The following is a 19,400-nucleotide window of genomic DNA, read 5'->3' as shown; positions in this document are numbered from 1 at the left end:
GCCTTGGTAGGCCATTACCCCACCAACAAGCTGATAGGCCGCGGGCCCATCCTGCACCGATAAATCTTTCCACCACACACCATGCGGCATGCGGTCATATCCGGTATTAGACCCAGTTTCCCAAGCTTATCCCAGAGTGCAGGGCAGATCACCCACGTGTTACTCACCCGTTCGCCGCTCGTGTACCCCGAAAGGCCTTACCGCTCGACTTGCATGTGTTAAGCACGCCGCCAGCGTTCGTCCTGAGCCAGGATCAAACTCTCCGTAAAAGACCTGCGAAACAACAACCCCGACCCCCGAAAAGAGGACCAAAGCTGCGAATCAGTCAAAGACATCAAGTCAAATCACTAGCAGAAAAACTCAACTAGCATTTCAAACAACACCCGACAACAACCACCACAAGCGGATGATTGATACATCGAATGCTTTCACCAAAACAAAATATTTCGGCACTGACATTCATCGACACACTGTTGAGTTCTCAAAGAACACGCACACACTCTCGACCCACAGACACACAGTCCGTCGGCCTCAAGGGCAACTGTTCCAGCCTATCCCAGCTTGGTCTCGGACACAAGGCCCGACTCTTGGGGGATAAAACCTGCCAAGCCACACGTCCAACCTCGTTCACCCAGTCCGTGAAGACCGGGTCGGTGTCCGTCGCTCTGACTCGACAAAAGTTACGCCACCAACCACACCAACGCAAATCGCCTGCTCAGCGACGGTCATCCGTCGCCCGAGCGACGATTGGGCAGTCCTCGAGACCACTTCTCGACAACTCAGCTCAGCAATGCGTCCCGAGCAAACCTGCGAGACCAGCTCGGCGAGTCCGATACCTCTTGACGGAAATAGAACCGCGGACCATGGGCACCGATGAGATCGAGGAAGCTCACCGTGGCCTGCGCCGCGAACTGAGCGTCGAACACACCGGAATCTTCACTGGCCCAGCCCAATTCAGCGACAGTCTCGATCAACATCTCGTTGCGATGCGTCGCAGATGCCGATGCCGCGAGGGAGATCAGGAACAGAGTCGCTGCGTCGGTCTCGTACGACTCCTTCCCCAGAGGAAGTCGCGACGCCGCATGCCGCCACATGCCGACCGGGTCTTCGGCCAACGCCGCTCCGAGTTTGGTGCGCAGCAACCGGCCCTTCGATGTGCGGGTCAACCCGAGGTGCCGCGCCGCGTCGCGCAGATCGCTGACCTGATGATGGTCGATCTCGCGATTGCTCGGCCCTACCCACCCCAGCCCCCAGTCGAGTTCCTCACGAATCGCCGCTACGAACGCGGGCTTGAGGTAGCCGGCACCGGTCAGGTCTGCTCCGTCGTCACCGATTCTGTCCAGAAACCACGTGAACTTGGCCATCGCCACCTCTGCGACGGGCAGATCGACCGAACTCTCGATGGTGAGTTCGCATCGCGGAAGCAACGCCATCAGTGACGGCACCTCCGTAGGACGAACCCGGTCGAACAGCTTTCCGATGGCCGGGGCCGCGGCCACCGCTTCGGCGAGCACCGAACGCCCTACGTCGAACGAGTGCAGCACCGCGTTGACCGCATCGACGTCGAACCGAGCCGGGTCGAAGGCCGCGCCCCATCGTGCGATGAGTGCCGCGTGCTCGGGATCGGACGTGTCGGCGGCAATCTCGAGCGACTGGGCGTACCGCGAAGGCCCGCCGGACTCCTCGGGTGGGCAGGCGCGCGCCCCGTCGAGACAGACGGATCGGAGGTCGTCGATATCGGAATCGATCTGCTCCAGATAGATGGTGTGTGTCCATCCGTCACCGAAGTCGTACTCGTACGTCATCGTCGAACCCGGTGCAGTGAGTACGTCGTCGACCCGCACTCGCTCCTCGCTCGACGCGTCGTCGTCCGGTTCGTCGTCGAGCGTTTCCTCCATCTCGAATCGACGTGTGGCACCGGCGGTCCTGACGCTGAACGCATGCAGGTGCCGGTCCTCCCATCCGAGGGCACTCTGCAGAACCGCGTGCAGCTCGGACAGCAGCAGGTCCGAGCGCACCCGCACCCGACGCCAAATCTGTGGCCGAGTGTGATCCACGGTCACCCGAAGCACCAGGTTCACCAAGCGTCGCCGACTGGCTTCCGTCGCGGTGTCGTCGGCCGGTTCGTCGGTGTCGGACAAATTCGGCACCACCGACAGGTGCCGGACGCGACCGGTTCTCATCGACATGGAAAGGACCCTAGTCGGACCTGTGCGTCGGACACAGGGGCTCGCGATCTTCTACGTACTCGTGGTCAAACCGTCGTTGATCGCGGCAACGTCGAAGGCCAACGCATCGAGCTGCGACGCCAACGTCGTCACCGTCAACTGCACGAGGTACTGAGTATCGACGCCTACCACGACATACCGCGTCGTCACGGCGGCTTCGAGTTGCTGCGCGACGTACGTACCCCGAATGAATCGCGACGGCCAGCCGAGCCACGACGCTGTACTCGCCTCGCGCTCCACCCATCCGGGCATCGCACGTCCGTCGCCGAAACCCAATGCCATCAACGCTTCCGGGTCGATCGTGCGCGACAACGCACCGACCAGAAGCACCGCGTTGGGTGCGAAACCGTTCTCCACGAGGTTCGGTTCCACGATCACCTGGGTCGCCCCTGGGAACTGTGCGGGATCGAGCGTCTGCCATCCCGCAGGAATCGGCACGGTGATGCCCAGCTCGGCCGCCGCGGCACCGTCGAGCGGCGACACGCGCAACGAGTGTGCGTCGAGGTACTCGGCGATCGTGGTGGGCTCGGACGATTCCGTCGACAGGGCGTCGTTCACAGCAATGCCTTTCGTGGTGCACGATTCACTGACACGCCAGAGGCTACCCGCGCTGGTCCGCTCGTCAGCAGGTCCTAGAGGCAGTGACCGGCAGGGAGCTGGTTGCTGTGCGACTCCAACCAGCTGCCGACCGCGTCGAGCATTGCTGTTCCGTCGGTGAACGAACCCGAATTCGGTTGCGCCGCAATCGCCACACCGACTCGACCGGCAACAGTGGTGACGATACCGACCTGCCGGACGTCGTAACCGCCTCGGACGCTCGGCCCCCAGCCGCCTTTGAAGGCAGCATCGGACATCTTCGCCAGGCCCCACTGCTGCTCGGGCGCAACACTGTTCATCATCTCGACCACCGGTGCAGCGTCCGGAATGCACGACAGGCCCGCCGCGAACGTTGCCTGATCCTGCGTCGACCACTCGGTCTGTCCGAATGCGCTGAATTCAGGACGGATCCGCTCCCTCTGCACCGCAGTGGCCGCGTCACCGCCCTGCCGCAGAACCGCTTCGACTGCGCCACCTGCGGCAGCGGAATCTCCGAGCGAACCCCACAGATTCTCGGCAGCTGCGTTGTCGGAGCTTTCGATGGCGGCGGTGGCGTCGCCAACCACCGTGTCCCCGCCGCGACGAATTGCGGCTACGGCCAGTGGCACTTTGACCGTCGACCACCCCGCACCGGAAGTCCAGGTGCCGAGCACTGTCGGCGGGCCACCACCGACGGGAACCAGAGCGAGGCCGATGGGCCCACCCGCCGTCGACTCGAGTGCGCCGAACTCCGCGGCCAGATCCTCTGCCGGCAGCGGCTCGACAGGAGGCGCAGTGGTCCATATTTCCGCATCGGACGTCGGTGGAAACACCGGTGGCACAGGAGCAGCCGATGTTTCGGACACGAGGGGCGCTTCGGACGCGGGGCCGTCGTCGGTGGCGATGGTGCAGCCGGACACCAGAGCACAGAGCGCGAGAGCCACCGCTCCGACTCGTCCGACGCGGCGCGCCGAACTAGAAGAGGTAGACAACGGCGTTCTCGCCACCGGTACACGTCACCAACTGCGCAGACGAGACGCAGTTCATGTCGTACCGCTTGCCGGTGACCGGACTGCTGGCCACCACGGTCCGCGAATTCCGATCCGAACCGGCCCTGGTGTAGGCCAACCGAACTTCCTCTGCGAACGGACACGACGTGACCGTCGACCCCACCGCCGAGCCTCGAAGTCCGCTGCTCGACGCCACGGTCGCCGGGCAGGTCTGCGCTCCCGCAGGCAGAGTGGCCGGGCCCGGCTGCGGTGAGTTCTCGGCACTCGGTGCGGTTTCACCGCCTGGAACACCGCCGTCGGACACTGCCGAGGATGGTGCAGCACCCGACGCCACCGCCGGAGTTGCGTCGTCACGCAGAATGAACCAACCGAACACGCCGCCGAGAATCACTGCGACCACAGTCAGAACGGCCACCACGATCCAGATGCCACCGTTCCCTTTTCTCGGGGGTCCAGGTGGAGGCGAACCAGGGAAGCCACCGGTGCCGAACACCGGCGGCCGGGGAACCGCGCCGTACCCACTCGGCTGCGCCGTCGCCGGAGAATGCGGCGCACCAGGACCGGACGAAGGCGGTGGAAGGACTCGATCGGATGGATTCGGCTGCGCGCCGTACTGTCCGTACGCGCGCTGCGAGGGGTCGCCCGAATCTGGATAGCTCACTGGTGTCCTTCTGCCGATGATGGGGCCAGCCTCTCATACAGCGTCGCGACGAGCAGACCGGACGTTACAGTTTCGTTGGGCGCGCGGTGAGCTCCTCGAGATAGCGCGCAACGGCGTCGTCGTCGTTGGATTCGAGGACTCGATCGACGACGGATCGCACGGGCTCCGCGGCATTCGACGGACACAACGCCGTACCCGCCCAGGTGAGCATCGGCAGATCGTTGCGCGCATCCCCCACTGCCGCAACCGAACCGGCAGATATCCCCCACTGCTCGCACAACTCTTGCAGCGCACTGGCCTTCGAGACTCCCGCCGCGGACATCTCGATGTACGGGGCACCGGAGTGCGTCAACTCCACTCCGTCCACCCCCGCCGCAGCAACGATCTCGTACAATTCCTCACTCGTCGTATCACTGTGCCGGGCAACGATTTTGACGGTCGGCTCGACGTCGATCGACAAGCCATGCTCCGACAGCTCCATCTCGTGCGGCTGCCGGTGATGGTCTGCGAACACGCACAGCTCGGCGTACCGAGCCTCGGCCACGAATCGCGTGGCACCCACGGTTGCGAAGGCAACTCCGGGGACGAGTGAGCGCACAACCGACTTGGCCGACGCCACCGTCTCGGCCGGTACCGACCTGGTGCCGACGATGGCCGGAGAGCCGTCGGACAGATCGAGGACCACAGCCCCGTTGGCACCGATCGCCGTGCCGCGAAATCCGCACGACGCAGCGAGTTCGTCGATGGAGTGGCGCGCGCGAGCGGTGGCCCACACCACCCTGATTCCGGCTGCGTCGGCGGCAGCCATCGCGGCGGCCGTTCGCGCCGACACAGTTCGGTCCGAACGCAGCAGGGTGCCGTCGAGATCGGTTGCGACAACGACGACCTCTTCGGTTCTCTTCACCCCACCGATACTGCCAGGTATCGCGCGCTCAGCCGGCGACCAACGTCAGAACGGAAATCTCACTGGGCGCGAACACCCGGAAAGGCGGGCCCCAGAAACCCGATCCGCGGCTGGTGTAGAGCTGAGTTCGCGCACCGTGTCTGCTCAGACCGTGCACCACCGGTTGGTCGAGGCGAACCAACGCCGAGAACGGCCAGATCTGACCACCGTGCGTATGCCCGGAGACCTGCAGATCGACGCCGGCGTCGACAGCGTCGCCGATCTGTTTCGGCTGATGCGCCAGCAACAGCACGGGCATCGACGGATCGGTTCCGGCAAGGGCACGAACGAGATCCGCCCCGTGACCGGGCGCACCCGAGCCGGCGGCGGTGGCGTCGTCGACGCCCGCGATGATCAATGCGTCGTCACCGCGATGCAGCACCACGTGGCGATTGTGCAAGGAGTTCCATCCGAGGTCCTCCATGTGATCGAGCCATTCCTGCGCCTGACCGAAGTATTCGTGGTTCCCGGTCACGTACACGCGGGCCGCGCTCGCGAGCATTGCCTCCAACGGCGCAGCCTGCGCTCGACGCCGATCGACCGAGCCGTCGGCGATATCTCCGACGTGGGCCAACACATCCGGTTCGAGCGCATTGACGGCGGCGGTCAAACGATGCGACCACGTCGTTCGATCGAGCGGGCCGAAATGCGTGTCGGTCACGAGAACCACTCGTAGACCGTCGAATCGAGCCCCGAGCCGGTCGATCCTGACGGTCGTGTGTCGCACTCGGGGCGTTCTCATCGCCTCGTAATGGCCCCACAGTGCGAGGACGACCACGACGATCAGCGTTGTCACCGCGACGATCCGTGACCGAAGAGGGTCGTCTACCCCGGCCACCCACAGACCGAGCCGCAGCAGCAGCGAGAGTGCCGACCACACGAACGCGATCCAAGCCAAGCCCAACAGCCCATCTCCGATGCGCGCCCACACGTCCTTGGAGACCCCCTCTGCACTCGGCCGGTGACCCAGATACATCGCTGCAGGCAGTGCCACGAATGCCGCGACCGCAACCGCAGAGCCGACCGACTGTGCAGCCGCAGGCCACTGCGCGCCCGCGAACACGACAGTCCAGGCAGGCAGGCCGACAAGCACAGCGCAGACCACGAGAACGACGGTCGGAACGACAACCCGCCGAGATCGCGGTCGCGTCGAACCGTCCGGGGAGACCGACTGTTCCGGGCGCTGCGTCTGTCGATCTGTCATCGGCGTCGAACCCTCTTCACTCGTGCGTGCGCAATCCGAGGCCAAGACTACGTCGGCTTCTGGTGGTTCGGCGCGGGCACCGAGCCTGCTCGCCCGGAGCTACGGCCGACGGCGGGTCGTGTATCCGCGAAGTCCGTTGAGCGGCAATTCGTGTTCTGCGATGTCCTCGTCCTCGGGTGCCTCGAGGCCGCTCGGCTCGGCGTCATCGGTCGTTGCTTCCGTCGAATTGCCCTGCGTCTCGACCGGATCGGCTCCATCGAGCTCGGCCGACTCGACGTTTGCCGCGGCGTCGTCCTGAGCGACCGGCTCTTCCTGTGCGACGGGCTCTTCCTGTGCGACCGGCTCTTCGGCGTCCCCGACCCGGTCCGTGGCCGATGTCGTGCTGTTCGTGGCTTCACCGATCTCGGTGGTCGAGAGGCTCGGTGCCGAGGACTCGATCGGCCGAGCGGTGCCATCGGAACCGTCGGACTCCCCGGTACCGGATCCGTGGGCAGCCCCGGCACCGTTGGCACCTCCGGAGCCGTTGACACGACCGGCACCGTTGGTGGGAGACACACCGTTCGTCATTCCCGAACCGTTGGTCGGTCGCGAACCGTTCTGGATTCCAGCTCGGTCGGTGGTTCCGGAACCGTTGGTTGTCGTCGGTGCCGATCCTTCGCGGTCGGCTCCGCGAGCTTGCGATGCGGACGGCTCCTCGGGGGGAATGTCGATGCGCGGCATGGTCCACAGAGACAGCACCGACTCGTGGCGCGCGGGTGAGTCTGCGTGCGTGGACGTCTCGAAGACGCCGGAATCGTCGAACTGCGAGGACTCGAGTGGGACCGGGGTCCAGGACTCGTCCGAGCTCTCGAGACCTTCCACGACAACGCTGTTGGGCTTGATTCCCAGATGGGCCAACGTGGCCCAGAGGCTTTCCAGCGCCGCCTCGCGGTCCAGGTAGTACTCGGATTCACGCACCCGCCAGAACGTCCAACCGCACCGCTTGAGCTCCTGCTCACGCTGCAGGTCCGCCAACCGCTGAGCGGGGGTCGACAGGAACGTGTCGCCGTCGCACTCGACGGCGAGCCGCGAGGAGTCGCCGGTGACGACCAGGGCGAGACGCCTGTTGTTCACCTCGACACCGGGATTGACGTGAAAACCTCTCTCGACGAGGTCGTTCCACAACTGCTGCTCGAGCAACGTCTCGAAGGGGGCCTTCCGGACCTCGCGCGAGACATCGACCGGCATGGGATCGGCCGGAGCGGGCGAGACGGAGGTGACGTAACTCAACAACGAGTTGCGCAGGTCCGCTCGCTTGAGACGATCGACCGTGACCGAGTGGAAGAGCCACAGCTGATCCTGTGCCCGCGACGCTGCCACGTTGAACCGCCGCTTGTACTGATTGGCGGTGAGGGTGGCGAAATTCTGATCGGGTGCCACCACCATCGACAGGAACACGACGTTTCGTTCGTCGCCCTGGAAGTCCGGCGGCGTACCGACGCGAAGTCGACGCTGCTCCCACTGCTCGATACCGATCCGCTTGATCAACTCGTTGCGAATTTCGTCGACCTGCGATTGGCCCTGCAGCACAACCACTCCGAAGGTCAGGTTGTCGTACGCGGAGTCTTCGAGGCACTCGGCGATCTGGTCGGCGATCGCGATGGCCTCGGTCCGGTTGACCAGTGAGGCGTTCTTTCCGGTCACCGTCGCTCCGCGAACGTACGTGTGCCGCAACGGCGGTAGTCGATCCGCACCGAACTGCCGCACGGGAACGAGCGGGGAATCTCCGTAGAACTGCTGACTCGACCAGTTGATGATCTCCGGCATCGAGCGGAAGTGTTCACGCAGCCGCACCACCTGACCGAACCGGGTGCGCAGCATGGAGAACAGGCTCGACCTCGGGGTCAGCGTCGCACGCACGTGTTCCGGTAGATCGGGCAGGTAGACGTCCAACCGATCGAACACGTCCTCGAGCGTGCCGGCCTGCGGGACGTCAGCCGGTGCGCACTGCCGGTCGTCGCCCACCACGATCACGCGGGGTGCGAGGTACAGCAGGAAGAGACTGGTGATGTCGGCCTGACTCGCCTCGTCGACGATGACGACGTCGAAACTGCCCGGCACCGGCGGAATCGATGCCAGCACCTGGGAAAGCGGCATGACCCACGCGGGGACCGCACTCTGCGCCTCACGCATCGCCGATCGTGCTGCACTGCGGTAGGTTTCGGCGTACTTACCGGCTCCCGAGCCGATGCTGGAGATGTGCTCGCGGTAGGTCTGCAGCGCACGCACCTCGACGGCGGTCATTCGTTGGAGACTGTTGCGCCAGGCGCTGGCGGCGGCGAGACGTGTTGTGAGGTAAGCGATGTCGGTGTCGGCGGCGGCGAGCTCCGCTTCCAGCTGCTGCTCGAGACCACCGTGGTGCTGCTCACCGACCCACTCGCGTGCCCGACGCCACGCCCAGGCCTTCGACATCTGCCAGCTCAGCTCGTCCCACTCGACATCGCCTGCGGTGTCCTTGACCAAGTCGAACAATGCGGGTGCGACCTCGGACAACGACGCCGACATCGATTCGAGCAGAAGCTGATCCTCCTGCTCGGAACACGCCTGCGAATAGGCCGCAACGGCGGCAGCCAATTCCAACGGATCTGCAGTGCTCAACGCACTCACCAGATTCGAGCCCTCGGGCGACGGCCCGGCATCGATGCGAGTGGCAACCGCGAACTGCAGGGCGTCGAGCTCGGCGCGTGCGGCATCGATGTCGATGCGCGTGGCGATGGCGTCGGCGGCCCCGGCGATTTCCTGTGCTTCGGCCAGGCTCCTAATCCACGGTGCCGCAGGCGAAATGGTGTACAGCCGTTGCACCAGGGCGTCACGGGCAGCGACGACGGCAGACACCAGGCCCAGCCGGTCGGCGATTCGCGCCACGTTGTTGACGCGAATCGAACGCGTGCCGTCGAGCGGAACGACGATCGTGAGGTCGGCCAGCAGCACCGCTGCGGTCTGCACGGTCTCGAGTGCGCGAATGTGCTCGGCCACCAGACGTGCGGCCCTCGCCGTCGTCGCGGGTTGTCCGTCGACGGTGGCGACGATGTCGAGCGCCTCGACTGCCTTCTGCTCCTCGCTGCGACGGAACCGGGGCTTCCACTCGATACCGGACTCCAGCGCGCTGGCGAACGCATCCATGGCCGACAGTGCCGCAGGCGAGCTCGACGAGCACTGCACATCGTGCGCACCGACGTAGCGATCGGACGCAGCTGCCGTCTCGACCATCGCGTCGATTCCGCTGACCCGAGACCACAGGTGGGCGGCCTCGCCGGACAGCACGGAGTCGGTCAGGCGCGGGTAGGAGCCGTCGAGCTCGACGACCGCTCGCACTCGGGCGGCGAGCTCCTCGCACAGTTGCCTGATCTCCGCGGACACGGCGGGTTCGACGCCGTCGAGCAACGCCACGAGGTCCGCGGCCTGGGGCGAGAGAGTGTCGATCTGCGCACCTGCACGCTGGCAGAGCGAGGCGAGTTCGGCCGAATTCGGCAGCATGGTCTCCGGACGCGGCAGTACCTGGCGCGAGCGAAGTTCGCGAGTGCCGTCGGAGCCGGCAATGAGTTTGCGGAGCTGATCGACCTGGGCACCGTCGAGGGGTGGCCGATCGGCCAGCAGTGGGCCGGGTAGCCACTCGTGGGCACCTTCGGCCGCTTTGACCTTGCGCACGATGGACGACACCGTGCCGTCGTATCCATCGGAAACGTATTCGTGCACAACAGTTTCGGACTCGCGGAGCGCGCTGACACGGTCGAGCAGTTCGGCCCGCCTGGCCAGAGCCGCTGCGCGCTGCGTCGTCAGTGCCTCGATCTTCTGCACCTCGCTGGCCTCGTCGAAGGAGGTCTTGCGCTCGGCGATCTTCGCGACGCTGCGGTTGAGCTCGTCGGAACCACCGCGGGAGAGGTCGGTGATGGATACGCAGAGCTCCTGCAGCTCCGGCGGGAGCTTGTCCCGCAGCACGCGCAAAGCTTGTGACTTTTCACTAGTGACCAGAACCCGTTGACCGCGCGCCAACAGCCCGGACATGAGGTTGGCGATCGTGTGAGTCTTGCCCGTTCCGGGCGGCCCTTCGACCACGACGCCGCTGTCACGCCCCAGCCGTTCGATGATCTGCGACTGCTCGGCGTTGGCCGGCAGCGGAAACAGCGGGTCCTCCGCCAGTGCCGCGGACTCCCCTGCTCCCGTGCGTTCGAGCCACGCGATCCGATCGGCCGGCTCGATGGCATCGACCAGTTGAGCGAGCCCGAGCGGTACCGGAGAGTCGGCGAACTCGAGGTCGGCGATCATCTGCTCGTAGTACTCGACCAGTGCGAACGAGTCCCGAACGCGCAGAACGAGGGCAGGTGAGACGGTGAGCGTGCGGTCGTCGTCGATGTAGGCGAGTGCCCCGGGCGGCCCGAGACGATCGAGTACCTCGATCTCGTGCCGCGGCACCCGCGACGCCCAGTTCCTCAAGAACTGTTCGACGCCTGCCCCGATGGGTGAGGTGACGGTGTCGTGCAGTTCCTGTGCCAGAGCGACCGAGCCGGAGGTGTCGAAATCGTCCGAGGCGGTCAGCAGCTGGCCGTCCTCCAGCCGCGCAGTTGTGCTCGCGGCGAGGCGAACCAGCAGATCACCGGTACGCACGTCGCGTTCGATACTGGCCGACTGAGTGATGAGGTGAGTGCGCACGCTGCGCTGCGGATCGGTGTTGCTCGAGGTCAACAGCCCCGAGGCCACCACGAGTTCGATCGACTCGGGGCGCGATGCAAGCTCCTGCATCATCAGCTGCAGAGCCTGGTACAGAGCGGCCTGCGGACGCCGATCCCGATCCTCCTGCGCCCATTCCTTCCACGACTGCGAGTACTCCTCGAAGGCCTGCTTGATCTCGTAGGCCTTGCGGATGTCGAAGTCGGCATCGGACTCCTGCGCCTCCGCTCGACGACGAGACGTCACCGAGGATGCGTCGGCCAGCTCGAGTTCGCGATAGCGACTGTCTGCAACGACCTGCGGGTCGAGCCAACCCGACAGCAGCGCCGGCGGCTCGGGCGGATCGTCGACCGCGATGCGCGGTGCACGGAGCACCACACCACCCTGCTTGGCGCGTGGGTCGAGCTGCATGGGAACGTCGCCGGCATGGATCCATTCGACCTGCACGTGGTCGTCGAAGCGCAGCACCGGGTTTGAACGCGCCTCGACGATTTCGCGAAGAAAGCGCAGCAGGCGTTGAACCCTGCTCTTGAGCTCGTCGTCGTGTTCACGACCGGTAGCCGCTGCAGCCGTCACAGTTTCCCCACAAATACTCGAATGGTCGTCCGTTTCAGGGACGGTGTTTGCACACCCGGGCCAGACTAGCCGCTGAAAACCGGTTGTTCGTTGCGTCCTGAGCACACAAAATACGTTCTAGTGCTGGTTCACAAAGACCGACTTCGGTCACTGGATCCGCCACAGCGACCGACCCGCCTGCCCACGGGTTCTCACCCGTCGAACACGACAGGAGCCGAATGCGCAACCTGGTCTACTACATCGCCGTCACCCTCGACGGGTTCATCGCTGCACCCGATGGCAACTACGACTGTTTCGTGCCCGACGGCGATCATCTCGACGCCATCGTGGCCGAGCTGCCCGAGACGTTGCCGGTCCACGTTCGTGCCATGTTCGGCCTGGACGGTCCACCCGCTCGATTCGACACCCTCCTCATGGGCCGCGAGACGTTGCAGCCGGCGCTCGACGTCGGTATCACCAGCCCCTATCCCCACCTGCGCCAGTACGTCTTCTCGCGCACCCTCGCACCGTCGGACGACCCCACCCTCACCGTCGTGAACGAGGATCCGATCGGACTGGTCAGGAGCCTGAAGGCAGAGGATTCCGAGTACGACGTCTGGATCTGCGGAGGTGGAAACCTGGCGGGTCAACTGCTGCCCGAGATCGACGAGCTGTTCCTCAAGGTCAATCCCGTCGTGCTCGGCAGGGGTATCGGCCTGTTCTCGTCCGGAATCGGACCCGATCCGTTCCCCGCGGAGCGGTTCGAGCACCTCGAATCACGCCAGTTCGACAGCGGGGTGAGATTCTCCCGGTTCATCCGCCCGGACGCGCGCTGACGATGACGTATAAAGACTGAATGCCTGCCGCGCCGGAGCCAGACCGCGAGCTGCCGAATCGGGAGCTGCCGACCACCCCGCGCGGGCTGCGAACCCGCACCTCGCTCGTGGCCGCCGCGCGTCGAGTCTTCGAGGACAGCGGCTACCTCGACTCCCGGTTGATCGACATCACCCGCGCTGCTCGATGCTCCGCCGGCACCTTCTACACCTATTTCACCAGCAAGGAAGAGATCCTGGCCGCAGTGCTCGAGCAGGCCAGAGACGACATGCTGCATCCCGGAACCGAGCGAGTGAACCCGCACGACGATCCGGTTGCCGTGATCGCCGCGAGCAACCGTGCGTACTTCGAGGCATACCGCCGCAACGCGAAGCTGATGGCGCTACTCGAGCAGGTCTCGAACATCGATCCCGAGTTCCGACGCCTCCGCCGTGAACGCGCCGATGCCTTCGTCAGGCGCAACGCCCGCAGCATCGAGAGCCTGCAGAGCCGCGGTCTGGCCGACGCGGAACTCGATCCCCTGCTCGCCTCGCGCGCACTGTCGTCGATGATCAGCCGGCTCGCGTTCAATCACTTCGTCGTCGACGCCGCAGACGGCCTCCCACCCGCGGACTCCGAGGATCTGCTCGCGACGGCGACGAGGCTGTGGGTCAACGCGCTGCGACTGCCACGGGCGAGCGAGGGCGACAGGTGAGGGAGACCGCACTCGGCGACGAGCGAACCAACTCGAGCCGATCGGCTCGATTTGTACCCGTCGGTAATGTACCCGCCGGTAGCAACAGAAGTCGTCGAATCTCGAATTACGCCACGCGCCAACGCTACTCGCGAGTACGTTAGCGAGGTGAACAGAACTCGACAGCAGGTTCGGAGCGAAATTGCTTGCCACAGAATATGATTCACTTGTTGGTGATCAATCACACTCACGCCGAACGCCGTTGGCGATGCACAGGGCCTCGTTACCGTTAGAATGAGCCGATCGGAGTGCCGCACGATGGACGAGAAATCGACATGCCCGGCACCAATCCACGTTCCATCGAGTGCACCGACGCGGTGCGCCCACACCGAGCGAAGAGAGATACGTTGTTCAAGCGGATTGCAGTAGTCAACCGAGGCGAGGCAGCAGTACGCCTGATCCGAGCCGTCCGAGAGCTCAACGCCGAACACGATTACGGCATCCGCACCGTAGCGCTGCACACCGAAGCGGAGAAGCGGGCCATGTTCGTCCGCCAGGCCGACGAAGCGGTCACGCTGCGCAAGCCTGCGACCGGCTCGGCCTACCTCGACTACGGCGTCCTCGAGGCGGCGCTGGTGGAGTCCGGTGCCGACGCGGTGTGGGTCGGCTGGGGCTTCGTCGCCGAGGACCCGACGTTCGCCGACCTCGTCGCGCGCCTGAACATCACCTTCATCGGCCCGTCGGCCGACGCGATGCGCCTGCTCGGCGACAAGGTCGAGGCCAAGATCCTCGCCGAGAAGGTCGGCGTTCCCGTCGCACCGTGGTCCGGCGGCCCCGTCGAGACCCGCGCCGACGCGAGGCGTCACGCGGCGGCGATCGGGTACCCGCTGATCATCAAGGCCCGCTCCGGCGGCGGTGGCCGCGGTATCCGCAAGGTCTTCCACGAGGACGAACTCGAACTGTCCCTCGAACGTACCCAGGGTGAGGCCGAGCGCTCGTTCGGCGACCCCGTCGTCTTCCTCGAACGGCTCGTCACCGATGCCCGCCACGTCGAGGTTCAGGTGATCGCCGACAGCCACGGCAACGTCTGGGCCCCGGGCGTGCGCGACTGCTCCATCCAGCGCCGCAACCAGAAGGTCATCGAGGAGTCCAGCTCCCCACTGCTCACCAAGGAGCAGGCCGACGAACTGCGCACAGCCTCCGCCGAGCTCGTCAAGGCCGCCGGCTACCAGGGCGCAGGCACCGTCGAGTACCTGTACCAGCCCGAGCAGAAGATCTTCACGTTCCTCGAGGTCAACACCCGCCTCCAGGTCGAGCACCCCATCACCGAATACACCACCGGCATCGACCTGGTGAAGCTGCAGATCCTCGTCGCCGACGGCCAGGCGCTGCCCGGTGAATGCCCCACCGAGTTCGGCCATGCCGTCGAGGCTCGCCTCAACGCCGAGGACGCCGACAACGGCTTCGCTCCGGCTCCCGGCACCGTCGAGCTGCTCAAGTTCCCGCTCGGCACCGGCATCCGCGTCGACACCGGTATCGCGCAGGGCGACGTCATCCCGCCCGACTACGACTCGATGGTCGCCAAGGTCATCGCCTGGGGCCGCGACCGCAGCGAAGCGTTGGCGCGGTTGCGCAACGCGCTGCGTGAGACCACCGTCGTCATCGACGGCGGCACCACCACCAAGTCGTTCCTGCTGAGCCTGCTCGACCGCGAGGAAGTCATCTCCGCCTCCGCCGACACCGGCTGGCTCGACCGCACCGAGGCCGGCTCCCAGGTGGGCCCGACGGCCGTCGCCGACATCGCCATCATCGCCGCGGCCATCGACGCCTACGACGCCGAGGAAGGCCGCGAGCGCACCGCGTTCCTCAGCTCCGCACGCGGCGGCCGGCCGCGCGCCACCCATGCCATCGGCCGCACGGTCGAGCTGAACTACCAGGGCCAGGCCTACAAGCTCGAGGTCGGCCAGACCGGCACGCACCGCTACAGCATCGACGGTGACGGCATCGGCGATCTGCAGGTCGACGTCGAGCGCCTCGGCACCTACGAGAGCCGCCTCGTCATCGGCGACCGTCGCTACCAGGTGGTCACCGTCGCCGGAGCCGCGCACTTCCTCGTCGAGGTCGACGGCATCAGCCACCAGATCTCGCAGGACGAGGCCGGGTTGGTCCGCGCACCGGCACCCGCCGTCGTCGTCGCCGTCCCGGTCGCCGTCGGCGACGAGGTCGAAGCAGGACAGACTCTCGTCGTCCTCGAGTCGATGAAGATGGAAACCGCCGTCCGCTCCCCCTACGCAGGCACCGTGCGTGAGGTACTGGCCTCGGTCAACGGACAGGTCGACGCCGGAGCGGCACTGCTGCGCGTCGATCAGGCCGGTGAGCAGAAGGTCTCCGAGCAGGCACCGCGCGTGCAGTTCCGCGGTATGGACGATGCCGCACAGCGTTCGCCGCAGCGTCGGGCACTGGACCGACTCGACGAACTCGCCGCACTCATCACCGGCTTCGACGTCAGCGGAGCCCGGGCCCGAAACCTGTTGTCCACCTACGAGACTCTGCGTGCCGACGTGCCGCGCAACGATTCGGGTCTGGTCTCGGCCGAGCTGGATCTGCTCAACACGTTCGCCGATATCTGCGAGCTCTCTCGCAACAGGCCGACGATGGACGAGGAAAGTAACGACGAGCGCGTCCACTCCCCTCGTGAGCACTTCCACTCGTTCCTGCACTCGCTCGACGCAGACGTTCAGGGTCTCCCGGATTCGTTCCGCGCCAAGCTCACTCGCGCACTCGCGCATTACGATGCCGCCATCGACGAGGGCCGTACCCCCGAACTCGAAGAGGCCGTCTACCGCGTCTTCCTCGCTCTGCAGCGCATGGAGAACCAGGTTCCGGTCATCGCGGCCCTGCTCGGCCACTGGCTCAGCGACTGCTCCGCGCAGCCCGAAGCCACCCCGGCCATGGCCGAGGTACTCGAGCGCCTCATCGGTGCCACCCAGGCCCGCTACCCGGTCATCGGCGACGTCGCTCGCAACCTGCGCTTCCGGCTGTTCGACGAGCCGCAGATCCGCAGTGCACGCGAGAAGATCTACGACGGCGTCCGTGGCAGCCTGCAGTACCTTGCCGAGAACCCCGACGCCGCCGACTACTCGGCCCGCATCGCAGCTCTGGTCTCCACCCCGGAGCCGTTGATCGAGCTACTGGCACAACGGATCACCGATCCCGGTGCCCTGCTCGAAGTGATCACCCGTCAGTACTACGAGATCCGCACCCTCGAAGACGTCAAGGCCTTCGACCGCGACGGCAAGCACTTCGTCACCGGCAACTTCGAGCTCTCGGGCGAACGGCTGCACCTGGTATCGACCGCAACCGATTTCGACTCGCTCGCAGCAACTCTGGATTCGGTCGACGACATCGCCGGACCGGCACCGGAGAACCTGGCGGTGGATCTCTACCTGTCCTGGCCGGACGCTCCGACCGACGGCGACGAACTCTCGGCCCAGCTCCAAGCCGTGTTGGCTGCCCACCCGGGCACGGGCCACTGGCGCCGCGTGACGGTGACCGCCTTCGGTTCCGACACCCGCAAGATGACCTACCGTCGCACCACGGCCGAAGGATCCGAGCCTCTCGCCGAGGACACGATCATTCGAGACATGCACCCGCTGACCGGTCAGCGACTCGACCTGTGGCGGCTGAAGAACTTCGACGGTGTCCGGTTGCCCGCCAGCGCCGGAACCTACCTGTTCCACCTGACGTCGAAGGCCAACCCCTCCGACGAGCGGCTCGTCGCACTCGCCGAGATTCGCGGTGTCACAACACAGTTGGACGACGCCGGAAACATCGTCGCGGTACCGGAAATCGAACGCACCGTCGCCGCCTGCCTCGACGGCATCCGCCGCGCCCAGGCCGGACGCGGCAAGAAGCGCCTCGACGCCAACCGCGTCGTGCTCTACGTCTGGCCCGTCCTGAACGTGCCCGCCGACCGCATCGCCACCATCGCACGGCACATCGCGCCGCTGACGATCGGCGCGGGCCTCGAGGAGATCACCCTCATCGCGCGTCTGGCCGAGACCCCGGGCGCGACACCGCGCGAGGTCGCGTTGCGCCTGTCGTACCGTTCCGGCGCAGGCATCGTCGCCAAGGTGACCCCGCCGCCGACCGAGCCGATGCGTCCGCTCGACGAGTACACCCAGAAGGTGCAGCGGTCCCAGGCACGCGGCACCGTGTACCCGTACGAGCTGATCCCGTTGCTGAGCAGCAACGGTGGCACGTTCACCGAGTACGACTTCGACGCCGACGGCGTGCTCGCCCCGGTCGATCGTCCCTACGGCCGCAACACCGCAGGCGTCATCGTCGGTGTGGCCACCACACCGACCGCCAAGTACCCCGAGGGCATCACCCGCGTCGCACTGTTCGGCGACCCGACCAAGGCACTGGGCACCGTCGCCGAGGCCGAGTGCTCGCGGATCGTCGCGGCCATCGACCTCGCCGAGCAACTCGGCGCACCCGTCGAGTGGTTCGCATTGTCCTCCGGTGCAACGATTTCCATGGAATCGGGCACCGAGAACATGGACTGGGTCTCACGCGGACTGCGTCGCATCATCACCTTCACCCAGGCCGGCGGTGAGATCAACATCGTCGTCGCAGGCATCAACGTCGGCGCGCAGCCGTACTGGAACGCCGAAGCCACCATGCTCACCCACACCAAGGGCATCCTGGTGATGACCCCCGACAGTGCCATGGTGCTCACCGGAAAGCAGTCCCTGGACTACTCCGGCGGCGTCTCGGCCGAGGACAACTTCGGCATCGGCGGCTACGACCGCGTCATGGGCCCCAACGGCCAGGCGCAGTACTGGGCACCGAACCTGCGGGCCGCATGCGACATCCTGTTCGCGCACTACGACCACGCGTATGCCGCACCGGGAGAACGCTTCCCACGCCGCGCAGCCACCGCAGACCCGACCGAACGCGACGTGCGTACCTACCCGCACGTGCACCCGTCGAGCGACTTCACCACCGTCGGCGACATCTTCTCCTCGGTCACCAACCCGGACCGCAAGAAGCCGTTCGACATTCGCACCGTCATGCGCGCCGTGGTGGACCAGGATCACTCGGTGCTCGAGCGTTGGGCCGACATGGCCGACGCCGATACCTCCGTGGTGTTCGACGCCCACCTCGCCGGAATCCCGGTGTCCGTCATCGGGATCGAATCACGAGCCATCCCCCGTAAGGGCTGGTTCCCGTCCGACGGCCCCGATCAGTGGACCTCGGGCACCCTGTTCCCGAACTCGTCGAAGAAGACAGCACGCGCCATCAACGCCGCCAGCGGAAGCCGGCCGATCGTGGTGCTGGCCAACCTCTCCGGCTTCGACGGATCACCGGAATCGCTGCGCAACATCCAGCTCGAATACGGTGCCGAGATCGGCCGCGCCATCGTCAACTTCGATGGACCGGTCGTGTTCTGTGTCGTATCGCGCTACCACGGAGGCGCTTTCGTGGTGTTCTCCGGAGCGCTCAACGACAACATGGAGGTCCTCGCAGTGGAGGGCTCCTTCGCCTCCGTGCTCGGCGGTGCCCCGGCCGCAGCTGTGGTGTTCACCCGCGACGTCAACGCCCGCACCGCAGCGGATCCGACCGTCAAGGAACTCGAGACTGCGCTGAACAACGCCTCGGACGATGCCACCCGCTCGGCCCTGCGCGTCGAACTGGCCACCGTGCGAGCGAACGCACGCAACGCCAAACTGGGTGAAGTGGCAGCCGAATTCGAGGCCATCCACAACATCCAGCGAGCACAGAACGTCGGATCGGTGCACCACATCGTCCCCGCCGCCGAACTGCGCCCGCAGCTTGTCGCCGCCATCGAACGCGGAATGGCGCGGTCGCTGGCCAAGTAGGACTCTGGTTCTTCAGGACTTCGTGCTCGACGCAGACGCGCGCGCGTTTGCCGGGTGCTCACGGAATGGTTACCTGTTCCGCGAGCGTCTGGCGAATGCGCGCGCGTTTGTCGTTTCGAGGGTT

The 19,400-nt window shown here is 65.7% G+C and carries 10 protein-coding genes and 1 rRNA gene; 3 read left to right on the top strand and 8 right to left on the bottom strand.

Features of this window, described 5'->3' with window-relative positions; translation table 11 throughout:
* The 8 genes from R3P95_RS13210 to R3P95_RS13175 all read right to left on the bottom strand — a co-directional run.
* Positions 1–269, bottom strand: a 16S ribosomal RNA gene (locus R3P95_RS13210); the annotation flags it as partial.
* A gap of 510 nt (positions 270–779) precedes the next feature.
* The gene (locus R3P95_RS13205) at positions 780–2,189 is read right to left on the bottom strand and encodes a plasmid pRiA4b ORF-3 family protein (RefSeq protein WP_317548541.1); all 1,410 of its coding nucleotides are present in this window, start codon (positions 2,187–2,189) and stop codon (positions 780–782) included.
* 51 nt (positions 2,190–2,240) lie between these two features.
* Positions 2,241–2,786 (bottom strand): LpqN/LpqT family lipoprotein, encoded by a 546-nt coding sequence (locus R3P95_RS13200; RefSeq protein ID WP_149407987.1) that lies wholly within the window; start codon positions 2,784–2,786, stop codon positions 2,241–2,243.
* A gap of 74 nt (positions 2,787–2,860) precedes the next feature.
* Positions 2,861–3,748 carry a hypothetical protein gene (locus R3P95_RS13195; protein WP_317548540.1) on the bottom strand — a complete coding sequence of 296 codons (888 nt, stop codon included), beginning with the start codon at positions 3,746–3,748 and terminating at the stop codon, positions 2,861–2,863.
* A 31-nt stretch (positions 3,749–3,779) separates the two neighbouring features.
* Positions 3,780–4,229 (bottom strand): hypothetical protein, encoded by a 450-nt coding sequence (locus R3P95_RS13190; RefSeq protein ID WP_317548539.1) that lies wholly within the window; start codon positions 4,227–4,229, stop codon positions 3,780–3,782.
* 310 nt (positions 4,230–4,539) lie between these two features.
* Positions 4,540–5,379, bottom strand: coding sequence for an HAD family hydrolase (locus tag R3P95_RS13185; protein ID WP_317534343.1), 840 nt, complete (start codon positions 5,377–5,379; stop codon positions 4,540–4,542).
* A 28-nt stretch (positions 5,380–5,407) separates the two neighbouring features.
* Positions 5,408–6,622 (bottom strand): metallophosphoesterase, encoded by a 1,215-nt coding sequence (locus R3P95_RS13180; protein WP_317548538.1) that lies wholly within the window; start codon positions 6,620–6,622, stop codon positions 5,408–5,410.
* A gap of 99 nt (positions 6,623–6,721) precedes the next feature.
* Positions 6,722–11,905 (bottom strand): AAA domain-containing protein, encoded by a 5,184-nt coding sequence (locus R3P95_RS13175; RefSeq protein ID WP_317548537.1) that lies wholly within the window; start codon positions 11,903–11,905, stop codon positions 6,722–6,724.
* Between the two features lie 218 nt (positions 11,906–12,123).
* Here R3P95_RS13175 and R3P95_RS13170 point away from each other — a divergent pair, with 218 nt between their 5' ends.
* From R3P95_RS13170 to R3P95_RS13160, 3 genes are all read left to right on the top strand, one after another.
* A complete protein-coding gene (locus R3P95_RS13170) occupies positions 12,124–12,720 on the top strand; it encodes a dihydrofolate reductase family protein (protein WP_094688125.1) in 597 nt (198 codons plus the stop codon).
* Positions 12,721–12,740: 20 nt separating this feature from the next.
* A complete protein-coding gene (locus tag R3P95_RS13165) occupies positions 12,741–13,412 on the top strand; it encodes a TetR/AcrR family transcriptional regulator (protein ID WP_068053330.1) in 672 nt (223 codons plus the stop codon).
* A gap of 386 nt (positions 13,413–13,798) precedes the next feature.
* Positions 13,799–19,276, top strand: coding sequence for an ATP-binding protein (locus R3P95_RS13160; protein WP_317548548.1), 5,478 nt, complete (start codon positions 13,799–13,801; stop codon positions 19,274–19,276).
* Positions 19,277–19,400: the final 124 nt, after the last annotated feature.

It is taken from the genome of Rhodococcus cercidiphylli (assembly GCF_033042225.1).
Classification (GTDB): Bacteria; Actinomycetota; Actinomycetes; order Mycobacteriales; family Mycobacteriaceae; genus Rhodococcoides.
Note: the sequence above shows the minus strand (reverse complement) of the source record. Positions and strands in the feature narration are given on the sequence as shown.

Excerpts from the sequence above, each read along its gene's own strand:
- R3P95_RS13205 (WP_317548541.1), bottom strand. The coding sequence starts at position 2,189 with ATGTCGATGAGAACCGGTCGCGTCCGGCACCTGTCGGTGGTGCCGAAT.
- R3P95_RS13180 (WP_317548538.1), bottom strand. The coding sequence starts at position 6,622 with ATGACAGATCGACAGACGCAGCGCCCGGAACAGTCGGTCTCCCCGGAC.
- R3P95_RS13170 (WP_094688125.1), top strand. The coding sequence starts at position 12,124 with ATGCGCAACCTGGTCTACTACATCGCCGTCACCCTCGACGGGTTCATC.
- R3P95_RS13165 (WP_068053330.1), top strand. The coding sequence starts at position 12,741 with ATGCCTGCCGCGCCGGAGCCAGACCGCGAGCTGCCGAATCGGGAGCTG.